Here is a 26,945-nt window from a genome sequence, read left to right on the forward strand (position 1 = left end):
ACCTTTCGAACGTACTACTCTTCCTACAAATAGTCGTTCTTCAATTCCAATGTACCTTCCAGTCGCACATCATCAGATCCCGCACCGATCAGTAATTTAAATTTTCCTTTCTCAGTTTTCCACCGGTTATCCACAGCCCAAAGTTTAAGATCCTCCTTCGTCAATTGAAAAGAGACCCTTTCACGTTTTCCTGCTCCAATGGACTTACGCTCAAATCTTTTCAATTGTTTGATAGCTGTAACCACCGAACTAACCTCATCCACAACATATAGCTGAGCCACCTCATCACCGTTTAACAGCCCTTTGTTTTCCACATCAAAAGAAACCGTACACGCAAAATCTTCTGCACTTTCCTTCACATCAACAACAAGATTAGCATATTCAAATTTACTGTAGCTCAAACCATGACCAAAAGCATATAAAGGCTTTGCAGACATTTCTACATAATCATGATGCTTAGGTTTGTTATGGTTATAATGAATGGGTAACTGTCCTACAGAACGAGGTACTGAAATAGGCATACGTCCAGCAGGATTATAATCTCCGAAAAGAACGTCAGCTATCGCAAGTCCACCCTCCTGCCCAGGGTACCAGGCATTCACAATAGCGGGGATATGTGCGGCCGCCCAATTCAGATTCAGAGGTCTTCCCATAATTGTTACAAGAACAATAGGTTTACCTGTTTTCTCCAAAGCCTGCAATAATTGCAACTGATGCCCCATCATATCCAAAGAGACGCGGTCAAAACCCTCGCCACTTTCCATATCACTGACAGCGTTGATATCCACATTGGCGGCACCCGTAGCTTGATAAGTTGTTTTAAAATCACGCGCACTAGAACCTCCTAATACCACGACAACCACATCCGACAATTTTGCTGCGGCAACCGCATCTTGGATATTACTATTTAAAGTATCACGAATAGCACAACCCTTCACATAATCAATCTGTGTACCTTTACCTACCGCAGCACGAATACCAGCCAGTACCGTTTTCACTTTACCATCGGCCTGCGGAGCAGTATAATCTCCCAGTTGATTATACGCATTATCTGCATTAGGACCAACAACTGCAATACGTTTAACCGTTTTCTTCAGAGGCAATAAATCTCCTTCATTTTTAAGCAATACGATAGACTCCTGAGCTACTTTACGTGCTATAGTCACATTTTCAACAGTAGCAACCTTTTTTGCAACCAGTTTTTCATCCACAAAAGGACGGTCAAATAAACCCAGTTTAAATTTCATACGTAGTACACGTGCCACAGCAGTATCAAGAACTGAAGTTTCTACAAGACCACTATTGACCGCCTCCAATAAGTTAGCACCATATCCTGTACCGCTCAAATCTACATCAAGACCGGCATGTATACTTTGTGAAGCTCCCTCTGCGGCAGTAGAAGCTGTAGCGTGTCCTCCGTTTAAACCAGAAATACTTAATAAATCGGATACAACAAAACCGTTAAATCCCCAATCTTTACGCAATACATCTTTCAGTAGCCAGGGATTTGCAGAACAAGGAATACCATCAATACTGTTATAAGCCGTCATCACAGAACCTGCTCCTGCGCGAACAGCTTGTTCAAAAGGATACAGATAATGGTGACGCATTGCTCTTTCACCGACAGAAACACCTTCACCATTATGACCACCTTCAGGAACAGCGTAGGCAACAAAGTGTTTAAGTGTACCAATTATTTTATCTTCTTTCCCAATGACATCGCCTTGGAAGCCCCTCACCATCGCCCTTCCCATCTGCCCGATCAAGTACGCATCTTCACCATAAGTCTCTTCTGTTCGTGACCACCGTGGATCACGTGCTAGATCCAATACAGGACCATAACCATTTTTTCCACCTACAGCGTAAGTTTCCTTTGCAATCGTAGCCGCCATCTGTTCAATTAAAACTGGATTCCAAGTACTTGCTTGACCAATTGCTGTAGGAAAAACAGTAGCACCTATAGCCATATGACCATGCGGAGCCTCTTCAGATAACAACAAAGGAATACCTAAACGGGTACTATCCAACATATAGCGTTGAATCGCATTTGTAGCTCGTGCCGCTTCTACTGGACTCAAACCGTTTAATAATGTTTTTTGAGTCCAGGGGTCAGCGCGCAAGGTTGCCCAGAGCAATCCAATATGTTGATCCTGAACCGCTTTTTTCAGTTTAGCACTTACACCAACACCTTTGGCACCCTTCTCATACATCTCCCAACCCAACAATTTCGACAATTGACCAACTTTTTCCTCCTTTGTCATTCTTCCCAATAAATCCTGAACCCTTTTTTCGGTAGGAGTTTTACTGTTTTTATAGGGTGCCTGTTGTCCCTGTAAGCTTGGAATGGCTAGAAAAATCATTCCGCTAAAAAATATACTGCTAAGTTTCATTTAAGAATATATAAAAAAGACCATTGGTCGGTTTGTAAAACACTAAATTAACGTTTTAGCATTAATAATCAGTAATTCATCATGATAATAACACTAAAAATACACTCCATAAAAAAGGACGATTTTGATCGTCCTTTTTTATGGAGTGTATAAACCTGTTGCAAAGAAAAAACATGGTCCAAATACGATAAATAAACGCTGACTCTTAGAAGATTTTAAGCCCTTTGTTGTTCTTAATAATTTTTAAAGAAACAAGCACACTATAAACCTCGCAATCAACATCTACGAAATTATGGAGCTTTCACCCCTTTAAAATAATATTTCACGGGAACAACAAAAGCCGCAGGATTATTATTCTGACTCGTTAACACCAACTTATCACCATTTATCGCAACCGCGTAAGAAGAATACTTATCCTGATTTTCAAATTTAATTGCTCCGTTCTCTTTATTAAAAGTAAAGCTTATATTATTTTTATCCTTAAAAGTAAACTTTTCAAAAGCTCCTTTATTCGCCTCACAGATCTTCACTCCTTTATCCAAATTCAATTGATTTGACTTTTCCTGAAATACAAAACGGTAACTGTTATCCATTTCGCAGTCATCTAGATCATAATCGGTTTCCTTCACGTTCCCTACAACAGGATGCCACACATATGCCCGCAAACGAACTTGAATATCTTTCGAAAAGTCTGGATCCGGCGTACCACTATCTTTACCACAACTGCTAAATAAAGTCAAAATAGCAATGCTACAATATATTTTTCTAATCATAATTTTTAATCGTTAGTATAAGGATAATTACGCGATCCATTGAACGCTATCTTAAAATCAACAAATACAAAATGGATTACTTTTTCACCCCTTTAAAATAATATTTCATAGGAATAACATTGGCAACAGGATTATTATTCTGACTTGTTAACACCAACTTATCACCATTTATCGCAACCGTGTAAGAAGAATACTTATCCTGATTTTCAAATTTAATTGCTCCGTTTTCTTTATTAAAAGTAAAGCTTATATTATTTTTATCCTTAAAAGTAAACTTTTCAAAAGCACCTTCATTTACCTCACACACCTTCACTCCTCTATCCAGATTCAATTGATTTGACTTCTCTTGGAGCACAAAACGGTAACCATTATCCATTTCACAGTCATCCGGCTTGTAATTGGTAATATTATCCTTTTCTGCCGTCTCACCAATGATAGGCCGCCAAACATAACCAACTAATTTCTCTTGAACATTTTTCGAAAAGTCAGGATCTGGTGTACCGCTATCTTTTGCACAGCTATGAATTAATGCCAGAACAGCGGCACTATAAAAAAATTTTTTTGTCATAGTTTATATATTGTTAGTATAAAGATAACGCTACCAACTAGATAAATGCTACAGCTTTACGTAAACATAATATACTATTAAAATATCTGGCAAAAACCACAGATAATTAACTCACAGTACTAAAAGAATAACGATCATCCACATTGCGAACAACTATTTTCCCCTTCTGAATCATTTGATATAAACAGTTTTTCAAGTGTCTCGGATAGATAATCAATTTAGAAGACCCATTAAATCGTACCTTTTGAAATAATTCCCATGAAGATTTTCCGCCCTCAAATCCACTTCCCGCCAACAACGCTTCCAATCTAGAGCGCACATGAATCATCGCATCCGATTCCATAAGCACATTAATCTCAGGTTTCCACTCTTCCAAAGATAGCAAAGGAGGGACGGGATAATGCTCTCCGCGCTGAAAAGTCCATGGAATATCAATCTTGTAATTCCATTTAACTTCATCTTCTACTAATTTAACACGAACAATACGCTCTGTTGATGCTTCATACCGTTCGCGATAAAATTCCATCGGAACAACTTCCGAACAAGCATAAATGCGATCCAGTAAAATAGATTCAGATAATAAAAATTTAGGAACCTCAAATAGTTTTTCAAAATCCAGATAAGCATGATCAGGCTTACCTAATAAAAAAGAAAGATCCTGAGGACTCCAACCCATTTTTAGTCTCCGGCTAAAATAAGTATACCACAATTGAAAATCGTTCGAGTACATCATTCCTGCATAGGAACACTTAATCACCATATCACTTCTCATATCGTCTCTACATTTGCTTGTTTCTCAATACGCTGTTCTATAGATTGAACGACGGCTTTTAACAGTCGTTCATACAATTCAACCACAGCACCAGCGCGCGTTATGATTAAATTTTTATGCTGATCATCCATATCCATTGCCGCACTTTTCCACCAGATCTCCTGAGGTTTTAAAATGATGGAAAGAATCAACATATCGAGTTCATTATCATTCAGAATACCCTGTATTACATCGGTACTGGCAATAGCAGACCACTCCATGAGATCCAATAAATCAGTATTTTTAGGAATATATCCGACAGCACATCGCAGATAGGTCTGTATACCGATACTGTACAATTCGCGCAATAGCAACAAAGCGGTGTCTGCCATCAATAGAGGAGAGTTTGTCATCGTTAATAATAGGTTACGCATGGCAACAACAGCGTTTTCCGATATGATTTTAATTTTCTGAAATTTTGCAGTCCAATCTATTACCCTAGGTACCAATTGAGAATTGAAAGTGGACTTTTGCCTCAAAATCCAAGACTTCTGCCAGACAATGCTCACAAACCGGCCTCCAAGAGTCAACTGCTTTTCCACATGAGGCAAATCAAGAAATACAACCGAAGCGCGAACATCACCCACTTTCCTAATCTGAAATGTATAGGGTGAGTTCCGTTTAGTAAGCACCACCAGAAAAAGTTCAACTTTGATACCATTTTCCTCTTCATCAATACCCTCTTGAAAAGGATTACCATGTGATAAGCCTTCCGTTTGATAGTTGACCAATAAGATCTGTTCTGGATGAATGCCTGAATACAACTTATCAAGAAGTAAATTAGCGTCATCCTTATATTTTTGTGGCCATGGAAAGCCTGAGAAATCTTCGAGGATATGAGGTCCCACATCCTTTTCATCACTTTTTTTTCTCTCTGAAATTGACACTTTCTCTACACTTGTTATTTCCTGAACTACTTTGACGACACGATCTTCCCGATATTTTTGATAAACAGCCAGCCCATTCCACATAAAATCGACCGTATCATCCAGAGCTTTACCAAATGCCTGACACTGCAACAATAAAAACTCAAATTCCTCTTCTAAAATATCGAGACGATCCTTTTTCTTCAAATAACTATGACAAGTATCCAATAACCGCAACAAAGGTGTACTATGGGCATCATAAGTAAAAATCTTAAAAAGTCCAGGTAAAGTGCCCCGCATCAGTTTAAGAATATGCTCCAGATTTTGTGCTTTACCAATCGTTACACCCGCCATGGTTTGAAATCCTTTTAACCGCAACACAATAAACTGATGCAACATGGCAGTTGCTTGAAAATAATCCGTTTTAGATTGAAAATTGTAACATGCGAACATAAATTCATCGGCTAAATTTTTGCCTTTAGCATAGTCTACATGAGACATTTCCATTAAACTGATCACGAGCTTACCCCCTAAAATGGGGCTCTTTTTGCTGTCTGCCTGATAAAGCAGGTGTGCAGGCAAAGAAGCATACGTAAAATAAAGGCTTCCTTTTTTCAACTGATTACTCCACTCCCCTGTCCAGATCACATGGAATGGAATATCGGGCATATCGGCCATACAGAGGCGGATAATAGGTTCAATACTTTGAACAGAGATACCCTTTATAGGATTAACAACTAATAAAAGATGTGGACTTTCGACGCTATCATTGAGAAAATTAAACAAAAAAATACGATCTAAATCAATCCGCTGAACCAATCGATCGACCAATAATTGGGTGTTAAGTTGCATAATTAGAGATTTAATAATAAATAGTTAGTATAGATTTAATATACAAATATATATTAAATATTGTAATTTAAAATTATTTGTATAAAATATCTATACGAAAGATATGAATTACAATAACATCTATACTTTACAGCTACATAGTTCAGCTTTGGCTTTACAGAGATTCACCAGAATCTTTACGACTCACAGATGATCAACAGGCTAAATAAGCAAGTGTATCGGGCACTCCAATCCAATCCCGATCAATTGTCCGGAAATATGTCTATGGAACCCGCAATTCTCAAACGGTTAGTTGGATTTCAATTCAATGAAAAAAATCATTTGGAAGACTACTTATAACTTGATCCGGAGCTCTTCTTGGATAAAGATGAACAACTCACTATACGGTTCCACGAATTTGATGTGCTAAAAGCGATTTAGGATGACAAAAGATTGTCTTAATTACCTGATTAGTTTTATAGATAATCAAGATAAACATTAGAACAGGAACATCCTAATACTATATAATAACTAATACCAATTTTTAACCAATTTTTAGACAGTAATCAGTCATTATTGATACAGTTTACACTGAGTGATCACTGAGCAAGCACTGAACAAACACTGAACAAGTAATGTTAAAAGACATAATCTGGTAATCATCTGATCTTCGTTTGCTCCCTAAAAATTAAAAGAGAGGAACCTACGTTTGTGTAACGGTGCGTTTTCAATTTAAATAAAATGTGCTCAGGTAAAAATCGGAAATAGTTATTATCCTATTAAACAAGAAGTAAGGAACAAAAAAAGCAAATCTTTACTCCTAAATGTCCATAGAACAGTAGCCAAAATCATCTATCACTAGCCCTACGTAAGATTTTTTTCACTATATTAGTAAGACATAAGAACTGAAACCTTTATGCTACAAAATCTGAAAAGAATTTCAATTACAATTTCTTTATCCTTAACGTTAACATGTACACTTTTTGCTCAGGAAAATCCTAAAACCAAATGGTTTAGTCATGATCGCTTCGGGATGTTTATACACTGGGGACTATACAGTGGTGCAGAAGGATTGTGGAAAGGCGAAAAACTACGCTATATCAACAATTACGCGGAATGGCTCCGCTATAGAAACCGAGTTTCTAAAGATGAATATGGTGAGTTAGCGAAGCGCTTCGTATGGGATCAGATCAATCCAGAAGAATGGGTATTGCTTGCTAAAAAAGCAGGTATGAAATACATTATCATGACTACTAAACATCATGACGGTGTAGCCATTTGGGATACCAAAATTGGAAACTATAGCCTTAGCAAATTAAGTGGTAGCAATCGGGATATCATAAAAGAATTAGCTGCGGCATGTAAAAAACATAACATGAAGCTAGGTTTTTATTATTCACATTGGATTGACTGGGAACACCCATATGCCTGGGATCATAATCAGGAACTCACAGGACATGTCACAGACACCCAGTACAATCAGTATTGGCAGGAAAAAGTAATGCCACAATTACGTGAACTTTTAACAAACTATGGCGATATCGCACTGATGTGGTTTGATATGTGGATTCCATATCAAAAATCAATAATTAAAAAAGAACAGCTTGAACAGGTTGTGGAGCTTATTCATACCTTACAGCCCAATTGCCTGATCAATTCAAGACTTGGTCTACCGACCGACGAAAAAAATATTGATTTTGAAACCTTCGGCGATAATCAATTTGGAACCTCATACATTCAACATCCGTGGGAAACACCAGGTACCATTGCACATTCGTGGGGCTACAACGGTCAAGAAAATGAATGGAAATCAACCAGTCAAATCTTCAATTCGCTGATTTCAAATGTTAGTTTAAACGGTGGATTTACCTTAAATATTGGACCTCGTGCAGACGGCACAGTACCTTATGAAAGCGTAACAAGACTGGAAGATATCGGTAAATGGCTCAATAAACATGGAGAAAGTATTTACGGAGCCACTGGTTTAGATCTAAGAGCTAACCAGCACGATTGGGGATACCTGACAACCAAAACTACAGGAACAAAAACAAATGTATATGCACAGGTGTTTAATTGGCCATTGGATCGGGTGTTGCGTATCTCAGGAATTAAAACAAAACCGTTACAGATATCCATTCAAGGTACGACAGATCATCAGAACTTAAAATTTGAACAGATTGGCAGCATCCTGCATGTGTATCTTCCCAATAAGCAAACAGACAACTATGTATCTACCATAGTAATCCATTACAATGAACCATTGCAACTGGATAAAGATATTGTTGCTGAGTCCACTTTTGGTGGTTTTGCTTTAAATAGTACTAATGCACAAAACAGAGAACAATTAAAAGTAATTCGCTATGACGGAAAAAAACCTAACCATATTCAAACAGCTGGAGAAACCATTGCCTGGGAGGTAGATTTTTCTGAAGCAGGAACTTATAAAATAGATGTATCTGCACATAATCCAAATAGAGATCCTATAGAAATTAAGGTTCACACCACGAACGAAACAGCTTCAGGAAAACTAACACCAAATGGAAAAATGGTAGTAGAACCGAACGAGAATAATTACACCGATGAATTTGTGAATACTGCCATAGGTAGAATTCGTATTAATCAACCAGGAAAACAAAAAATTACGTTCCAGACAACTGGAAATCAACAACTTTGGCTTAACAGTATTTGGTTAGAAAAAATTAAATAAATTTAGGTTATGCATAGCATATCAGACGATTATTATACATGTGAATAGGTAGTGTTGCCATTAAATTTCAAGAAAATGTGCACATTTGCATGCATTAACATTAGAAAAACAGGTTTTCTCAACTAGAATTGCGAATGGAATTTCACAATCAAGCATTGGACAAACAAAACATACTTCTAGAAACTTTAGGTTTTGAAGGATTAGTTGCGCTTGATTATGAAGGGCATATTTTGGCATTAAATAATCAGGCTAAATCCCTATTACCTTTTGACAAAATAGCACATAAAAAATTGCATGAGGCGTTGACCTTCTACAGCAAAGAAGGTCAACATCCAATACATCCCAATGAATTATCATTTAATAAGACATTGGAGACTGGTGCGGTACAGCGTGATATAATCTATGGTATCACAACAGAAGATAACACGTTGATCTGGCTTTCTTTTAGCTCTAAATTAATACCAGATAGACCTGATATCCACATGCTCATCAGCATTCAGGATGTTTCCCCACTCGTCAATGAAAACAAAAAATTACTAGATAGCAAACAAGAACTACAACTTCTAATAACATCGCTCGATGATATTGTATTTGAAGTAACCAAAGAAGGAGTTTTCAAAAATTATTGGACCAGCGAACCGGATTTATTATTTTATGAACCAGAGGAATTTTTGAACAAAAATATTGTAGATCTATTTCCTTCGGAAATGACCGAAAAAACATTACCATTTATCAATAAGGCGTTAACCTATAACAAGGTTTATCATATGGAATTTCCTTCTCCTTTTGATACGCATAAAGGTAGATGGTTCAAATTAAAAATTAAACCCATACACAGTACAAAAGATCGTGTAGCAGTTGTTGTCTCCGATATTTCCCAAAAAATTAAATCGCTTGAAAAAATTAGATATAATCAACATAAATTCAATCAAGCTTTTCATTTCTCCGGGTTAGGAATATCCTTGACCGACACACAAGGTTACTGCCTGGATGCAAATAATATGCTCAGTAAAATTTTAGGCTTTTCGCAAGAAGAATTATCCTGCACAAACTTCTTTGATTATATACATCCTGACGATATCAATAATGATTATCTACAACGTCAACGATTGTTAAAGGGAGAAATGGACAGTTTCACGTTAGAAAAACGGTATCGCCATCAACTCGGCCACTATGTATGGTGTTCAGTGACCACCTCGGTCGTACATAACCAATCCAATGAAGTATCTTTTTTTATTGTTCAGCTACAGGACATATCGGAATGTAAAAAGAATCTTGAAATACTAGAAAGGCAAAAGAAGGAAATCGAAATTGTCAAAATCGATCTGGAAACGAAAGTGCGCCAGTTGGAAGAGTTTAACCATATTGTAGCCCATAATTTAAGGGAGCCCGTCAGCAATATTCATATGCTCATCGATGAGCTGAAAGATGAAAACAGAAAGGAAGTTAACAAAGAATATTTTAAACTACTGAAAAGTAGTAACAACAGTTTAACAGATACTTTACAAGAACTATCGGAGATATTAGAAATTAGTCAAAATAGAAACATAGAAAAGGTGAACTGTCATTTCCCTACAATTTTTAAAAAGGTATATGATCAATTTTTAGCAGAGATATATAGTAAAAAAGTAATCCTGACAACAGATTTTGAGATTGAGTATTTACAATACCCTAGAATATATCTCGAAAGTATTATTTATAATCTGCTTAGCAACGCACTAAAATACACCGTTCCCCGTGTTCAACCACAAATTCATATCAGAACATATCTACAAAATAATTCAACCTTACTGAGCATCCAAGATAATGGAATAGGTATTGACCTACCTAAATTCAAATCGCAAATCTTTATGTTTAGAAAAGTTTTTCATCGTGGCTTTGATAGCAAAGGCCTAGGTTTATTCATTACACGCTATCAGATTGAATCTTTAGGAGGTAAGATCGATGTTATTAGCAAGCCAAACAATGGCACTACTTTTTTAGTAAATTTTTTAGAAAACAACTAAATGGGATCAACCAATACTATAAAAATAAGAACTGTCACCCTTGTCGATGATAATGCTATTTTACGCGTTATTTTCAGTAACATGATCAAGAGTTTTCCAGACTTTCCGCTACAGATCAACTTATTTGAAAATGCGCTAGATGCATTAGAGTATTTTGAAAATAAAAAGGAAAATCTCGACCCTTCTTCAGAAATAATATTTGTCGATATTAATATGCCCTTTATGACAGGTTGGGAAATGATGGATAAATTAGAAGAGTTTGGTCCTGACTTTTTAAATCTTTTGAACATTTATATCATAAGTTCATCCACAAGTAAAAGCGATAGGGAACAAATTCAAGACTACCCATTCATTGATGGGTACATATTGAAACCTATAGACAAACTTAAATTGTATGAACTGATCCGCAAACTCAATAATGAAGCATAACATGATGCTATTTATTTAACCATACTTCCGACAAACTAAAAAGCGCTACTTTATAAATCTGTATCCAGATCCTTAAGTAGCGCTTTATTATCGCAAATTGGGTATGCTATATACTAATATACCGATAGCTCATCCACAAATAACCAGGCCGGAGAACCCGCACCACCAGATCCTGCAGGAATCTTATTCAGATGTTGCACTTCAACTTTAACAAACTTAGCATGCTGCTTTTCAAATGATAATTTGATGGTTCCTTTAGATTTAGCGATCACTTCTTTTCCCACCTCTTGTACTAAGGTGTAATTTTGATTATCCTGGGAAACATAAACTTTAACTGCTTGCGGATAGTATATCCAGCTCGCATTTTGATCAACGACATTCAGTTCCACATTTGAAAATGAAACTGGCTCAGCCATATCAATCGTAGCCACTAAATCTTTACCATTGAATCCTAACCAGTTTTTCTTAAAATACTGTTTATTGCCATAAACACCATCCACTAATGTTGCTGTACCGTTCGCTTGATATGCTTCATTTGGCTCATATAGCAATTGAATAGATTTCCCTGTAGATTTACTAATTACAAAATCCTGCTTCAATACTGAACCGACCATACGTGCAGCACTAAAATTTGCGGCATTGATGGTCATTGTTCTATCCACTACAACAGGCTCCTTATAAACGGCACTTTGAACAGTCGGTGCTGTTCCATCTGTAGTATAGCGAATCGTATTGTCATTTTTGATTGTTGACAATTCATAATACATCTTTCCGTTTCTGGAAATGATATTACCATTCAATTCAAAAATAGCTTTACTATAATTGATCTTTTTTCTGTCCAGATAAGCAAACTCATGAATCACCCTGTTTTCGAAAGATTTATACGCTTCCGGTTTTGATGTTCCCCATGCCACTTCAGACAAAGCCAACAATCGAGGAAACAACATATATTCAACATGTTTAAAATTCGTAATATACTCCGTCCACATATTGGCCTGTGGTCCCAAGATATGCTTTGCTTCTTGCGCATTCAACTCCTTGGGTATCGGGTTGAAGCTATACACTTTATCCAAGCGAAGTTCAGCATTAAAAGCCAAAGGTTCAGATTGCGGATTCCCCTGATAATAATCCAGATACATATGACTTACGGGAGTCATGATGGCATCGTGTCCTGCCTTTGCTGCGTGAATACCACCTTCAATACCTGTCCAGCTCATAACTGTGGCATTTGGAGCCAAACCGCCTTCTAAAATCTCGTCCCAGCCGATAATATCTTTACCCTTTGAATTAATGTATTTTTCCATCCGTTTGATGAAATAAGATTGCAGCTCGAACTCATCTTTTAATCCTTCTTTTTTAATCATTTCCTGGCAATGTGCACAGGTTTTCCATCTTGTTTTAGGGGCCTCGTCGCCACCGATATGAATATAATGACTTGGAAAAAGTGTAACAACTTCATCGATCACATCTTCCAATAAAGCAAAAGTTTCCTCCTTAGGACAATAGATATCATCCATAACACCCCAGGTTGTACCTACCTGAAAAGGACCTCCTGTGCAAGAAAGTTCAGGATATGCAGCCAATGCAGCTTGAGCATGACCTGGCATTTCAATTTCAGGGATTATTTCAATCTGCAGTTTATTTGCATAGGCAACAACATCTTTAATCTGTTCCTGTGTATAAAATCCGCCGTAACGTCCATCTTTAGTTAATTTAGAATCTTTCACATCATCTGTCACTGCACGGTATGCTCCGATAGCGGTAAGTTTCGGATGACTTTTGATTTCAATACGCCATCCTTGGTCATCAGTAAGATGCCAGTGAAACTTATTCATTTTATAACGCGATAAATAATCTAAAAATAATTTCACTTCATCGGCAGTAAAAAAATGTCTGCTGACGTCAAGATGTGCACCACGATAAGTGAACTTCGCATAATCTTTAATTTCCAAAGCAGGAATACTTCCACTAGCTTGGTTTTCCTCCACAAGCTGCAACAAAGTTTGAACAGCATAAAAAGCGGCACTTTCTGTAGAAGCAGCTATGAAGACACCACTAGGATCTATCTTTAATTCATAATAATCATGCTTTTCTACCGCAGTATTGTTAATTTTCTGAAATCGGATTGGTCCCGATTTTTTAAGAGTAACTTTCGTCTGTAATAAGCTTTCTAATTGATTAGCCAAATATTTTGCTTGGGTCTCAAATGCCCCTGCTCCAACAGTTAGATTTCCTTTTAAAGGAAAGGAACCTTGCTTTGATATCTCCAAATGCTGAGGCATCGGTATCAGGTTCTTCTGTGCGAATAAAACAGAAGAATAGAAAAAAATAAAACTTAAAAATAGGATTTTACGCATGATAGTGATTTGGTCTTTCAACAAAAGTAGCATTAATTTTAAAAAATTAAAACGTTATAGCATGCTCGTTACATTAAACCAAAAAAGGAGATCATATGATCTCCTTTTCCTATTATATTACATTTTAAATAATCTTAAATTGCTTGCGTTTTGGTTTTCAACCAAGCCTTTTCATCATCATTCAATCTGCCTTCCAGTTTATCATAAACCCATTGGTTATACTGATTCAACCAGTTTATATGTTGCTGATCCAGTAACGTTTTATCAACTAGATCTGTTGCAATATAGCAGATTGTCAATGTTTCAAAATCCATAAACTCTCCGAATATGGAAGAACCGGCATGTTTTGATAAGACAAGATTTTCAATGCGGATACCATGTTTTCCCTCACGGTATAAACCCGGTTCAATCGAACTGATCATTCCCGCTTCAATTGCAACATCAATATTTGCGGCATTAAACGTCTGCGGACCTTCGTGTACATTCAAAAAGAAACCAACACCATGACCAGTACCATGTCCATAATTACGTAATGTAGCCCAAATCGGACGACGTGTAATCGCATCAATCTGATAACCTTTAGATCCTTGCGGATAAATAGCCTGGCTACCTTCTATCGTACCCTTCAATACCGTTGTGTAATCTTCCCTCTCTTCCTGCGTAATATTTCCCAACGAAACCACACGCGTAATATCTGTTGTTCCTGTCTGATATTGACCTCCCGAATCGACCAATAACAGCCCTGACGTTTTTAAATCGTAATTGCTTTCTTTACTAGCGGAATAATGTGGCAATGCACCGTGGTCTAAATAGCCGGCAATGGTACCAAAACTAATATCATTAAAACCAGGTTGCTCCTCTCGAAACTCTTGTAATCTTGCGGCTATAGAAATCTCAGACTCACCACCGGCAGGTACTGCCGATTCCAGCCATTTAAAGAATTTAGTCATCGCAACACCATCATTGATCATTGTTTCGCGCGTATGTCCAATCTCTACTTCATTTTTAATTGCTTTCAGAGAAGCTGAAGGATTGATTTTCTCAATGATTTTTACGCCAGAGGGAATAGAATCATAAATAGCAAAACAAGTTCTTTTTGGATCAATCAAAATAGATTCTACAGCTAGATTGCTCACTTGTGCATACACTTCCTCATAAGGCTTAACAGTTACACCGGAAGCTTCTAAACTGATAACCGTTTCCGAATCCAATTTAGCTGTTTCAATATATAAAATAGCTTCATCTGCTGTTACATAAACGAATCCTAAAACAACAGGATTACATGGTACGTCACGTCCGCGGATATTAAGCAACCAAGCCAGATCATCTAAAGAAGAAACCAGATGTGCCTGTGCTCTATTTTTGGCCAATACAGTGCGCACAGCCGCCAATTTAGATTTTGTAGATTGACCTGTTGTCGTATCGGCCAATAAATATGCTTTTGCTAAAGGCAAAGCCGGCCTACCCTCCCACAATGGAGACAATAGATCCACATGACCGTCAACTACAATATCAAGAGGTTTCAAGATTTGCTGAACAGATTGTGCAACTAACAAAGAAGCTAAATTACCATCAAAAGCAACTTTGGCACCTTTTGTTAAATGCTCACCTAACCAATCCGCGTACTCCGCATTCCCTTGAACTTTTAATTTTACAAGTTCGAAACCGCTCCCTGCCAGCTGTTCATTTGCCTGAACAAAATAACGGGTGTCTGTCCACAGACCTGCGAAATCCTGTGTAATAACTAAAGTACCTGCTGAACCTGTAAACCCTGATGTCCAAGCGATACACTTATAACGATCTGGTAAATATTCGCTTATATGCGGATCAGAAGAAGGAATGATATAACCATCAACACCTTGCTCTTTCATCAGACTTCTAATTGCCGTCAATTTTTCTGAATGCGTCATTGTTTCTTTAATTTGATCATGCAAGTTATAAAATTTCAAGAAGTAAACACGTTTTGAAGGCTAACTTTTGACTTTCATATTAAACACTTTTGATCAAACAATAGTATCTTTATGAAAACAGAAAGATTTAATATTAATGAAAACCAGTATATCCCTTACCCTTCTCAGTATCTGCTTATCCCCGTTATACAGTATTCCTACTTATTCACAGTCAGCAACAAAAACCAAAATTGAAGAAGCTTATCGTCAATTTGAAAAAGACCCTTCATTAAAAAATGGTACAGCATCGCTATCCGTATTTGATGCAAGCACAGGAACACCCATTTTTCAGCATAATCAAGAGATAGGATTAGCAACGGCTTCTACGATGAAGATTATCACCGCAAGCACAGCATTTGATATTCTAGGCAAGGATTTTAAATTTAAAACCAATCTATCATATACCGGAACGATTCAGGCCGACGGCGTGCTCCATGGAGATATTATTATTGAAGGTAGTGGAGATCCCACGTTGGGAAGTAACCGTTACCCCGAAACCAGTGAAGAACAAATACTCAACAAATGGATCTATGCAATCCAGAATGCTGGTATTAAGGAAATAAAAGGCCGTATCATCGGGGATGACAGTCGCTACCAAGGATATAAAGTTCCTGGAGGCTGGATCTGGTCCGACATTGGAAACTATTATGGTGCGGGCGTATCGTCGCTGAATTGGCGGGAAAATGCAGTAGGAGTAGTTTTCACACCTAACGATGCGCTTGGAAAACCAGCAACAATACAAAAGCTTACTGCGGATCTTTCCTATATAAAAATCACGAACGAAGTTACTACCGGAAAAAACGGCTCAGGAGACAATGTATACGCCTATTCAGGTCCATATGCTACAAACATTTACATCCGGGGCACGTATGGTTCAGATCTTAAAAAAACAATTGAAATCTCCGTACCGGATCCAGCTTATGATGTTGCCTTTCAATTAACAAAGGCACTTAAGAATGTCGGCATTAAAACCGCTGAATTACCGAGTAATAGTAAAGCGATTTCAACAGCAGAAATCTCAAGGCATATTCTGGACACCCATGAATCACCTGATCTTGCTGCGATTATCTACTGGTTCAACCAAAAAAGTATTAACCTATACGGTGAAGCATTACTGAAAGCAATTGCATACCAAACGGCACAAAAGACTGAAACAAGTGAGGGAGCAACCTTTATTCAAAAATATTGGGAAAATAAATTGCAGATCAATAGCAGCGAACTCAATAACCAGGATGGATCTGGTCTATCTCCACAAAATAGAGTAACAACTGCCGCCATGACCAAGATTATGCAGTATGCACAATCACAATCCTGGTTTCCCGAATTCTATAAAAGTCTGCCCGAATACAATAATATGAAGATGAAAAGCGGTACGATTGGAGGAGCTTTAGGCTATACCGGTATCCAAAATAATAGCACAGGAGAGAAATTCACCTTCACCTTGTTAGTGAATAATTACTCAGGATCGACTAGTGCAATGCGCAAACGAATGTTCACACTTCTTGATGCCTTAAAATAAATTGACACTTCAGAATAAATTTTTGACTATTTATCATTTCTTTCTCAAAAAAAGAATGATACATTTGTAACCTTAGTTTAACAAACTAGCACTATATAAAAGAATTAAAATGAGTAATGTAAATCGTAAACAAGCGGCATTAGACTACCACTCAATGGGTAGACCTGGTAAAATAGCTGTTGTGCCAACCAAGCCAACAAATTCTCAAAGAGACTTATCGCTAGCTTATTCGCCAGGGGTTGCTGAGCCTTGTTTAGCTATCGCTGCAAATAATGAAGATGCTTACAAATATACTGCAAAAGGTAATTTAGTTGCAGTTATTAGTAATGGTACGGCTGTTCTAGGTCTTGGAGATATTGGCGCTGTAGCCGGCAAACCAGTTATGGAGGGAAAAGGTCTATTATTTAAAATCTTCGCTGATATCGATGTTTTTGACATTGAACTTGACACTAAAAATGTAGATGAGTTTGTCAATATCGTAAAAGCAATGGAACCTACCTTTGGCGGTATCAACCTGGAAGATATTAAAGCTCCAGAATGTTTTGAAATCGAAAGACGCCTAAAAGCGGAAATGAATATTCCGGTTATGCATGATGATCAGCATGGTACAGCAATTATTTCTTGTGCAGCCTTGATCAATGCGTGCGAACTGATCGGAAAAAATATCGAGGATGTTAAAATCGTCGTAAACGGCGCAGGTGCTGCCGCTATTTCTTGTACAGGTATGTATGTATCTGCTGGTGCGAGAAAAGAAAATATTGTTATGTTAGACAGTAAAGGTGTAATCCGTCGTGACCGTGAAACGTTAGATGCGATGAAAGCTACCTACGCTACTGACCGTGATATCCATACGCTTGCTGATGCGGTAAACGGATCTGATGTTTTCATCGGACTTTCTGCAGCAGATGTGTTGACTCCAGAAATGTTATTGACAATGGCTAACCAGCCGATTGTATTAGCAATGGCAAATCCTAACCCGGAGATCGCTTACGACTTAGCAATTGCAACACGTAACGATGTCATTATGGGCACAGGACGTTCAGATTATCCGAACCAAGTTAACAATGTGTTAGGTTTTCCTTACATCTTCCGTGGTGCGTTAGACGTACGTGCAACAGCGATCAACGAAGAGATGAAAGTGGCAGCTACAAAAGCAATTGCTGACCTCGCTAAACAACCAGTTCCAGAAGAAGTAAACTTAGCATATAATACCAATAATCTAAAATTCTCAGCAGATTATATCATCCCAAAACCTAATGATCCACGTTTGATCACTGAAGTTTCAGTAGCAGTTGCAAAAGCAGCGATTGAATCAGGTGTTGCCAAACATACAATCGAAGATTGGGATAAATACAGAGAAACTCTTCGTAAAAGATTAGGTCAAGACGATGCTATTATGCGTAACTTGACAATGGCAGCAAAACGTAATCCTAAACGTGTTGTCTTTGCTGAGGCAGATAACTACAAAACACTTCGTGCGGCACAGATCGTAAAAGAAGAAGGTATTGCAGTTCCTATTTTGCTCGGTAAAAAAGGAAAAATCAATGCTTTAATCAATGAGTACGGTTTTGAATTAGCAGGCGTACAGATCATTGATCCATTTGAAGAAATGGAAACAGAACGTGTCAACCAATATGTTGAACATTTGTTTGTGAAAAGACAACGTCGCGGTCTTTCAAAATTAGATGCTAAAAAGCTTTTAATTGACCGCAACTACTTCGGAGCAAGCATGGTGCAGTTTGGCGATGCCGATACCTTAATCTCTGGATTAACAAAAAACTATGCAAATACGATCAAACCAGCAATCCACGTTATCGGAGCAAAAGAAGGTAGCCGTATTGCGGGTATGTACATGATGTTAACAAAAAAAGGCCCTATCTTCTTAGGAGATACTACTGTTAACAAAGAGCCTTCAGCAAAAGAGTTGGCAGACATCACCGTATTGTTAGATAAAGCAGTTAGAAAAATGAATGTAAGCCCTCGTATTGCATTACTTTCTTATTCTAATTTCGGTTCTAACGAAGGTAACACACCGACAAAAGTTCGTGAGGCAATTAAAATCGTACACCAGGAGCATCCTGAAATTGTTGCAGATGGTGATTTACAAGCAAACTTCGCATTAAACAGCGAGCTATTAGAAGCAAACTTTCCATTCAGTACATTGAAAGGACAACCAGCAAATACGTTGGTATTCCCGAATTTGGAATCTGGAAATATTGCATACAAATTATTACAGGAAGTAGGCAACGCCGAGGCTGTTGGTCCAATCTTATTGGGTATGAACAAACCAGTTCACGTATTACAATTGGATAGTTCAGTTCGCGAAATCGTGAATATGGTAACGATCGCTGTTGTCGATGTACAATCTCACGAAAAACAAGGTAATTAATTCCGTATCGCTATGTATGCATATTTTAACGGGAAATTAGCACATAAAGCACCTACCCATGTTGTTCTCGACGTGGGTGGGATTGGCTATTATATCCATATTTCCCTCAATACTTTTTCCTTGATTAAAGACCAGGAGCAGTGTAAGCTATTCATTTCTTTTCAGGTTAGGGAGGATGCGCATACCTTATACGGATTTGCAACAGAAGGTGAAAAAAAACTATTTGAAAATCTGATTTCAGTATCAGGTATTGGTCCAAATACAGGACGTATGATCCTTTCATCCAATACACCGGAAGAAATACAATCTGCTATTGTAAATGGTCAGGTTACACTGATTCAGCAAATAAAAGGTATTGGTCCTAAAACAGCACAACGTTTGATTTTAGAATTGCAAGATAAGCTAAAAAAACAGGGCGTAGAATCCTTGTCAACGATTCCAATGGCACAATCTGTACCAGACGAAGCATTATCCGCTTTGGTCATGTTAGGATTCAATAAAGCTACCTCAGAAAAAGTTTTAAATACTGTCATCCAAACGGATCCAAATCTGACCGTCGAAGGAATGATCAAATTAGCTTTGAAAAAGTTGTAAAGAAAGATTATTTATTTTTAACAAGCGCTATTATTCTGTTAACTTTGAACAGCATAATAGCGCTTTTTTTATGGCAGAAGATTTAACAATTAAAAAAGGAACAAAGGAAGAACAATATATTGCTCTTCTTCCTCAAATAAAAGGCTTGATCACCGGTGAAACGAATCAAATCGCTAACCTGGCAAATATTGCTGCAGCATTGAAAGAACAGTTCAATTTTTTTTGGGTAGGTTTTTATTTAATTGAAGGGGAACAACTTGTACTTGCACCTTTTCAGGGACCTGTAGCCTGCACACGGATCCAATATGGTCGTGGCGTTTGCGGAACTTCTTGGAAAGAAAACAGAACGATTATCGTACCCAATGTAGATGAATTTCCTGGGCATATCGCTTGCAGCTCACTTTCAAAATCAGAAATTGTTATCCCTGTTTACAAGGGCAACAACATCATTGGTATTCTAGATGTAGATAGTAGCGAACTCAACGATTTCGATGCTGTCGATGAGCAATATTTAACTGAAATAGTTGCTTTACTTTCTTAAGAATACCTAAGACAATTTCATCTCCCAGACTTTGATTAATTTATCATCACCTGCAGTGAGAAAGTATTTTCCAGAAGTAGTCCAAAGTCCGGTGTTGATCGATAAAGTATGCGAGTCATAAAATTTATCACGACTGACTGATTTGCGTAAAGCATAGGTTTCCTCATCCCAAATTTTGAAAGATTTGTCCCGGCTAACCGTCGCAAATACTGGATAACTGGGATGTGGGTAAATGCCATATACGGTAAACATATGCGGAACAAAGCCATGCTGTTCTTTTAAAGTTGCTACGTCGGAGATTTTCAATGCAGCATCTCTAGCTCCACTCAAGAGCTCAAGTCCGCTACGAGAGAAGATCAGACTCGTAATCGGCATGGTATGTTTCTGGTTCGCTAATAGAAAATGAAAATCTTCTGCAGAGAATAAAAATATATCTCCGTTCTTATCTCCAAATGCGATTTTCTTTTGATCATGAGAAAGAGCAATCGTACGGATTGTGTTTGAGGAAATAGCAAATTCATATATCTTCTTGTAATCTGTCAAACACCATACACTAGCAATACCGTCCTCCCCTACGACAACCAGCTCATTCTTGGTCGGAATACTCTGAAGGGCAAAAATTGCTTTCTTAGAAACTTGAATGCTCGCTATTAATTTTTGATTTTCAACATCAACAATCATAACCTTACCCTCACGAAGTGCAATCGCCAAAAAAGAGGTATTAGGGATAAGATGTAAGGCGTAAATTGAAGAACTTACCGCACAAAGAATGCGCTTGAATGACTTCGTTTCCAAATCCCATTCCACTACACCTTTATCATTTCCTCCAGAAAAGAACGTATTGGTAAAATATCCTCTCTCCAAAGCGAAGATAGGATTTTGATGTCCAGTTAATGTTGCTGCTAATTCCATTTCTAATGTATCCATAATCATATTACCCTATACAAACTTAGCTAAATTTACATCAACTAGAAGCTATATCAGTAAATTTACAGCGTAGTATAAATCTTAAAAGGCACCCATAGGTGCCTTTTTTACAAATTTTATACATCTTAATAACGTAGAACAATACTATTGATGTCTACCTTCGAGATTCTTAGCAATTGTCTCTAATGAAATTCCTTTTTCGCGTAATAATACGAGAAGGTGAAACAATAGATCAGAAGTTTCATTAATAAAATCATGCTCTGTTTCTGTCAATGCAGCAATAACTGTTTCTACGGCTTCTTCACCTACCTTTTGAGCAATCTTATTGATTCCTTTTGAACGCAAACGATTAACATATGATTCATCGGAAGGAAATTCATAGCGATGTTTGATGATTCGCTCTAGCTCCAGCAAGAAATTTTGATTAAAATCAGTATTAAAACAACTGCGGCTACCTGTATGGCAAGTAGGGCCTGCAGGTCTCGCTTTAATTAATACCGTATCTTTATCGCAGTCAATATGTAAGCCGACAACCTCTAAAAAGTTCCCACTTTCCTCACCCTTAGTCCATAAGCGGTTTTTACTTCTTGAAAAAAAAGTAACACGCTTCTCGGCTTGTGTTTTTTGCCATGCTTCTTCGTTCATATAACCGAGCATTAACACTTCCAATGTTTGGGCGTCTTGTACAATTACAGGGACAAGTCCGTCACTTTTTGAAAAATCTAACATTTCTTTTAATTAGTATCGAGTACATGGTATGAAGTCATTAGAGTTGCTATAGGAAGCAAATTTAACGTACTACAATGCCATTACTCCTTAAAGTATTCTTTAATTCTGGGATAAGGATTTCACCGTAATGAAACACTGATGCTGCCAAAGCGGCATCTACATTTGCCTGTTGAAATACATCGACAAAATGTTGCTGATTACCCGCACCTCCCGATGCAATTAACGGAATAGTAATAGCATCATTAATCTTTTTCAATAACCCATTATCAAATCCATTCTTGGTTCCATCATGGTCCATAGATGTCAGTAAAATCTCGCCAGCCCCTCTTTCCTGTGCTTCGTGTACCCAATCCTCTGTTTTGATATCAGTCTTGATACGCCCTCCGCTTAAGTGAACAAAATTTTGATTTTCTAAAAAACGCGTATCAATCGCAACCACAACAAATTGCGCACCAAAGGCCGCTGCTAGATCATTGATCAATTGTGGATTACGAACAGCAGCAGAGTTGATCGAAATCTTATCCGCTCCAGCATTCAACAAAATCTCAGCATCTTTCATTTCGTTAATTCCACCTCCGATTGTAAATGGAATATTGACTTGACGCGCAACAGCCTTAACCAGGTCAATAGTTGTTTTACGCCCTTCATGCGTGGCTGCAATATCTAAAAAGACCAATTCATCAGCCCCCTGTTCAGAATACTGCCATGCCAATTCAACTGGGTCACCAGCATCACGTAAATCAACAAAATTAACTCCCTTTACTGTGCGGCCATCTTTAACATCAAGACAAGGAATTATACGTTTTGCTAACATCCTTAGAAGTTAATTAACGATTTCAGATTCCAATCTTTAATCTCTTCAATTGAAATTCTATTCTCATAGATCGCTTTACCAACAACAACAGATTCCATTCTTCCCAATGCTTTTAAGTTGCTGATGTCTTCCATTGAACTGATACCACCAGATCCGATTAATTTAATTATAGGAGAATGATCTAATAATTTCTTATATAATTCAACACCAGCACCGCCTAATTTACCATCTTTGCTGATATCCGTACATAAGAAACGGTAAAAACCTAAAGCTAAACACTTATCGATATATGCAATTAACTTGATTGGAGAAGATTCCAGCCAACCTGAATATTTAATCACCTCGTCCAATACATCAATTGCAATAACGATATGATCGGCATATTTAACTTTACCTTCATTTAAGCTACTTAACTCTTCCAAAAATGATGGATTAGTGATTGCCTGAGTACCAACAATAACACGGTAAATACCAGCATCAACCAATTCTTTAACTTTATCAATACTACGAACACCGCCACCGTATTGAATTTTCATTTCTGTTTTTTGAATGATATCAAATAAATATTCTTGATTACTAAAATCACCTTTTGCACCATTTAAATCAATGATATGTACCAATTCTGTACCATTTGCATGATACTTCTCAATCTGCTCTTCTAAACTGATTTCATAAGTAGTAACATCGTCATAATTTCCTTCTCTTAGACGAACAACTTTCTTATCTAATACATCAATTGCGGGTATAATATACATTGTAAACTGTTTTTTATTTTCTAACTTAATTTTGAAAAATTCACTAATAATTGCTCGCCAGCCTTTCCTGATTTTTCAGGATGAAACTGCACACCATAAAAATTACCTTTTGCTATAGCGGCCGAAAATGGCAATCCATAGGCACACATTGCTGCCGTGTATTTCGCATCATACTCAATGAAATACGAATGTACAAAGTAAAAATAAGCATTATCTTCTATATTGCTGAATAATGGATTGTCATTTCTGATCGATACACTATTCCAACCCATATGCGGAACTTTTTCCTTGATTTTTTGATCAAAGTGTAAAGTCTTCAAAGGTATAATGGATAATAAAGAGGCATTTCCTTCTTCTGAGAAATCTGTTAGCAACTGCATGCCCACACAAATACCCAGAACAGGCTTATCAATGTTATGGATACATGAAGCTAAACCTGAGTCACGCAGTTTTTGCATCGCTGCACCTGCATGTCCTACTCCAGGAATGATAATACGATCATATTGTTCCAGCTCTTCTTCCTTGTTGACCATGCCATAGGCTAGTCCAACACGATCTAAAGCTGCTGTCAATGAAAATATATTACCTGCTCCGTAATTTATAATTCCTATCATTTTTGTTTTTTTAGATGTCAGATAATAGATATCAGACATGAGATTGAAGATATCTGATTTTCTTATATGCTATTTTTTTAGAATTTAGGAAACGATATACGGTCTCCAATCTATTATCTATCGTCTCAAATCTAATATCTCTAATCTACCGATTACAAAACTCCTTTCGTACTCGGGAGCTCCATATTATCAGCATCACGACGTACAGCTTTCTTTATTGATTTGGCAAAAGCCTTAAATATTGCTTCGATCTTATGGTGCTCATTGTCACCTTCAGCTTTGATATTTAAATTAGACTTAGATGCATCCGAAAATGATTTGAAAAAGTGGAAAAACATCTCTGTAGGCATATCACCAATTTTCTCACGCTTAAAATCAGCTTCCCAAACAATCCAATTACGGCCACCAAAATCCAAAGCAACCTGCGCTAAGCAATCATCCATAGGTAATGTATATGAATAACGTTCAATACCACGTTTATCACCCAGAACCTTTAAGAATACTTCTCCCAGCGCAATACCAGTATCTTCTATCGTATGATGTTCATCAATATGTAAATCACCCTTCGCTTTTACTGTCAGATCGATTGCACCATGACGGGCAATCTGATCCAGCATATGGTCAAAAAATGGCAAACCTGTTTCAATATCACCTTTTCCTGAACCATCTAAATTCAATTTGATATAAATATCCGTTTCATTCGTTTTACGATGATGTTCACCGGTGCGTGTTCCTAACTTCAGGTATTCATAAATAGACTTCCAGTCGGTTGTTTCAAGACCAATTGTTTCTGCATCAATCTGCACATTTTCCAAAGCCCCCAAGTCATCATTATTACGTAGCCAAATAGCTTTAGCACCTAGATTTTGAGCCAGCTTTACATCATTGACACGATCTCCGATAACAAAAGACTGTGCTAGATTATATTGTGAAGGATCGAAATAGTCCAATAGCATACCGATACCTGGCTTGCGTGTAGCCGCATTTTCATGAGGAAACGTACGGTCGATATGTTCTTTAGAAAAAACTACACCTTCAGCCGCAAATGTATCCAGTATAAATTGATGGACAGGCCAAAAGTTTTCTTCTGGATGAACATCTGTACCCAGACCATCTTGGTTAGAAACTAATACTAAGTCGAAATCTAATTCTTTCGCGATGCGTGGAAGGTATTGCAATGCACCTGGGTAAAATTTAAGTTTAGCAAAAGAATCAATTTGTTGATCCTCAGGTTCCAAAATTAAAGTACCATCACGGTCGATAAACAATACACGTTTTAGCTGATTAGGCATTATTTTATATGTTGATTGTGGTTAATTTTTCCAATAATATACTATTCTCTTCTGGTGTACCGATTGTAATTCGAAGACATCCTTCACAAAGTTCCACTTTCGAGCGGTCACGTACAATGATACCGTGTGATACCAAATAGGCATATACTGCTCTTGGATCATTCATTTTTACCAAAATAAAGTTGGCATCAGAAGGAGTAATGTGTTGGACCATATCCAGTTTGTACAATCCCTGCACTAACTTTTCACGTTCCACCACAGTTTGTTTGATCCAGCTATTAACCTGATCAACTTGATCTAATGCTTCCAGAACAATATCCTGTGTCGCTTGGTTAATATTATACGGTGGTTTTATCTTATTAAATACCGAAATAATTTCGGTACTTGCAAAGGCCATACCTAAACGTAAAGCGGCTAACCCCCACGCTTTTGAAAGCGTCTGTAAAACAACTAAATTTTGGTATTCGGCCAATTCCTGAGTAAAGGATTTAGTTTGTGAAAAATTAATATAAGCTTCATCCACCACAACCAGACCATCAAAGTTGTTCAAAATGGTTTCGATATCATGACGATTTATCGTATTACCGGTTGGATTATTCGGTGAACAAATGAAGATCAATTTAGTATGCTCATCGACAGCATTTTCAATGCCTTCTAAGTCCAATTGATATTCCTTTGTTAAATTTACCTTCCGAAAAGCAACATCGTTGATGTTGGCTGAAACCTCATACATCCCGTATGTAGGTGGGACTAAAATTACATTATCAACACCTGGACGACAAAATGCACGAAATAAGATATCAATAGCCTCGTCACTTCCATTACCTAAGAACATATTCTCTGCAGGCACTCCTTTAATATGTGCTAGCTTATGCTTAAGTTGATGTTGCAGAGGATCTGGATAACGGTTATAGTTATGCGCTAAAGGAGAACCAAAAGCGTTTTCATTGGCATCAATTAAGATAGATGCTTCCCCCTTGAATTCATCTCTAGCAGAAGAATAAGGTACGAGATTTTTAATATTTTCCCGTAAAAGTTTCGTTAAGTTGAATGGAGTGTCCATTAAATTATTAAATTTTAAATC

At 37.4% G+C, this 26,945-nt stretch carries 21 protein-coding genes; 7 read left to right on the top strand and 14 right to left on the bottom strand.

Features of this window, described 5'->3' with window-relative positions:
* Positions 1-23: 23 nt before the first annotated feature.
* The 5 genes from JAZ75_RS03610 to JAZ75_RS03630 all read right to left on the bottom strand — a co-directional run bounded on the left by JAZ75_RS03610 (position 24) and on the right by JAZ75_RS03630 (position 6,260).
* Positions 24-2,390 carry a glycoside hydrolase family 3 N-terminal domain-containing protein gene (locus tag JAZ75_RS03610; protein WP_208700283.1) on the bottom strand — a complete coding sequence of 789 codons (2,367 nt, stop codon included), beginning with the start codon at positions 2,388-2,390 and terminating at the stop codon, positions 24-26.
* A 290-nt stretch (positions 2,391-2,680) separates the two neighbouring features.
* On the bottom strand, positions 2,681-3,163 hold the full coding sequence (locus JAZ75_RS03615) for a hypothetical protein (RefSeq protein ID WP_208700285.1): 483 nt from the start codon (positions 3,161-3,163) through the stop codon (positions 2,681-2,683).
* A gap of 76 nt (positions 3,164-3,239) precedes the next feature.
* Positions 3,240-3,731: a hypothetical protein gene (locus JAZ75_RS03620; protein WP_208700287.1), complete on the bottom strand. Its 492-nt coding sequence runs from the start codon at positions 3,729-3,731 to the stop codon at positions 3,240-3,242.
* 106 nt (positions 3,732-3,837) lie between these two features.
* On the bottom strand, positions 3,838-4,503 hold the full coding sequence (locus JAZ75_RS03625) for a hypothetical protein (RefSeq protein WP_208700289.1): 666 nt from the start codon (positions 4,501-4,503) through the stop codon (positions 3,838-3,840).
* Positions 4,500-6,260, bottom strand: coding sequence for a hypothetical protein (locus tag JAZ75_RS03630; protein WP_208700291.1), 1,761 nt, complete (start codon positions 6,258-6,260; stop codon positions 4,500-4,502). The genes JAZ75_RS03625 and JAZ75_RS03630 overlap by 4 nt, the downstream gene beginning before the upstream one ends.
* An 895-nt stretch (positions 6,261-7,155) precedes the next feature.
* Here JAZ75_RS03630 and JAZ75_RS03635 point away from each other — a divergent pair.
* The 3 genes from JAZ75_RS03635 (at position 7,156) to JAZ75_RS03645 (ending at position 11,381) form a co-directional block, all read left to right on the top strand.
* Positions 7,156-8,946, top strand: a complete 1,791-nt coding sequence (locus JAZ75_RS03635) for an alpha-L-fucosidase (RefSeq protein WP_232789349.1) — start codon at positions 7,156-7,158, stop codon at positions 8,944-8,946.
* Between the two features lie 134 nt (positions 8,947-9,080).
* Positions 9,081-10,952 (top strand): PAS domain-containing sensor histidine kinase, encoded by a 1,872-nt coding sequence (locus JAZ75_RS03640; RefSeq protein ID WP_208700293.1) that lies wholly within the window; start codon positions 9,081-9,083, stop codon positions 10,950-10,952.
* Complete coding sequence (locus tag JAZ75_RS03645; RefSeq protein ID WP_021189865.1) at positions 10,953-11,381, top strand: response regulator; 429 nt, start codon at positions 10,953-10,955, stop codon at positions 11,379-11,381.
* 113 nt (positions 11,382-11,494) lie between these two features.
* Here JAZ75_RS03645 and JAZ75_RS03650 read toward each other — a convergent pair whose 3' ends face one another.
* Both JAZ75_RS03650 and JAZ75_RS03655 read right to left on the bottom strand, forming a co-directional pair.
* Entirely contained in the window at positions 11,495-13,738 is a 2,244-nt protein-coding gene (locus JAZ75_RS03650; RefSeq protein WP_208700295.1) for a glycoside hydrolase family 20 protein, read from the bottom strand.
* A gap of 134 nt (positions 13,739-13,872) precedes the next feature.
* Positions 13,873-15,648: an aminopeptidase P family protein gene (locus tag JAZ75_RS03655; protein WP_208700297.1), complete on the bottom strand. Its 1,776-nt coding sequence runs from the start codon at positions 15,646-15,648 to the stop codon at positions 13,873-13,875.
* A gap of 136 nt (positions 15,649-15,784) precedes the next feature.
* On the opposite strand from JAZ75_RS03655, the gene dacB reads away from it, so the two are divergent.
* From dacB to JAZ75_RS03675, 4 genes are all read left to right on the top strand, one after another.
* Positions 15,785-17,206 carry a D-alanyl-D-alanine carboxypeptidase/D-alanyl-D-alanine-endopeptidase gene (gene dacB / locus JAZ75_RS03660; RefSeq protein ID WP_208700299.1) on the top strand — a complete coding sequence of 474 codons (1,422 nt, stop codon included), beginning with the start codon at positions 15,785-15,787 and terminating at the stop codon, positions 17,204-17,206.
* A 109-nt stretch (positions 17,207-17,315) separates the two neighbouring features.
* Complete coding sequence (locus JAZ75_RS03665) at positions 17,316-19,595, top strand: NADP-dependent malic enzyme (RefSeq protein WP_183916098.1); 2,280 nt, start codon at positions 17,316-17,318, stop codon at positions 19,593-19,595.
* 12 nt (positions 19,596-19,607) lie between these two features.
* Entirely contained in the window at positions 19,608-20,189 is a 582-nt protein-coding gene (ruvA, locus tag JAZ75_RS03670) for a Holliday junction branch migration protein RuvA (protein ID WP_021189326.1), read from the top strand.
* A gap of 70 nt (positions 20,190-20,259) precedes the next feature.
* Positions 20,260-20,730: a GAF domain-containing protein gene (locus tag JAZ75_RS03675; protein ID WP_132843851.1), complete on the top strand. Its 471-nt coding sequence runs from the start codon at positions 20,260-20,262 to the stop codon at positions 20,728-20,730.
* Positions 20,731-20,736: 6 nt separating this feature from the next.
* Here the strand turns inward: JAZ75_RS03675 and JAZ75_RS03680 are convergent, their stop codons facing one another.
* The 7 genes from JAZ75_RS03680 to hisC form a co-directional block, all read right to left on the bottom strand.
* The gene (locus JAZ75_RS03680; protein ID WP_208700301.1) at positions 20,737-21,657 is read right to left on the bottom strand and encodes a WD40 repeat domain-containing protein; all 921 of its coding nucleotides are present in this window, start codon (positions 21,655-21,657) and stop codon (positions 20,737-20,739) included.
* Positions 21,658-21,801: 144 nt separating this feature from the next.
* A complete protein-coding gene (gene hisIE, locus JAZ75_RS03685; RefSeq protein ID WP_132772467.1) occupies positions 21,802-22,386 on the bottom strand; it encodes a bifunctional phosphoribosyl-AMP cyclohydrolase/phosphoribosyl-ATP diphosphatase HisIE in 585 nt (194 codons plus the stop codon).
* Between the two features lie 61 nt (positions 22,387-22,447).
* The gene (gene hisF, locus JAZ75_RS03690) at positions 22,448-23,200 is read right to left on the bottom strand and encodes an imidazole glycerol phosphate synthase subunit HisF (protein ID WP_183916106.1); all 753 of its coding nucleotides are present in this window, start codon (positions 23,198-23,200) and stop codon (positions 22,448-22,450) included.
* A gap of 2 nt (positions 23,201-23,202) precedes the next feature.
* Positions 23,203-23,955: a HisA/HisF-related TIM barrel protein gene (locus tag JAZ75_RS03695; RefSeq protein ID WP_183916108.1), complete on the bottom strand. Its 753-nt coding sequence runs from the start codon at positions 23,953-23,955 to the stop codon at positions 23,203-23,205.
* Positions 23,956-23,975: 20 nt separating this feature from the next.
* Positions 23,976-24,569 (bottom strand): imidazole glycerol phosphate synthase subunit HisH, encoded by a 594-nt coding sequence (hisH, locus tag JAZ75_RS03700; protein WP_208700303.1) that lies wholly within the window; start codon positions 24,567-24,569, stop codon positions 23,976-23,978.
* A gap of 152 nt (positions 24,570-24,721) precedes the next feature.
* On the bottom strand, positions 24,722-25,861 hold the full coding sequence (hisB, locus tag JAZ75_RS03705) for a bifunctional histidinol-phosphatase/imidazoleglycerol-phosphate dehydratase HisB (RefSeq protein WP_132772472.1): 1,140 nt from the start codon (positions 25,859-25,861) through the stop codon (positions 24,722-24,724).
* A gap of 4 nt (positions 25,862-25,865) precedes the next feature.
* On the bottom strand, positions 25,866-26,924 hold the full coding sequence (hisC, locus tag JAZ75_RS03710; RefSeq protein ID WP_183916112.1) for a histidinol-phosphate transaminase: 1,059 nt from the start codon (positions 26,922-26,924) through the stop codon (positions 25,866-25,868).
* Positions 26,925-26,945 lie beyond the last annotated feature (21 nt).

The sequence above is a fragment of the Sphingobacterium sp. UDSM-2020 genome, from assembly GCF_016132525.1.
Lineage (GTDB): Bacteria > Bacteroidota > Bacteroidia > Sphingobacteriales > Sphingobacteriaceae > Sphingobacterium > Sphingobacterium anhuiense.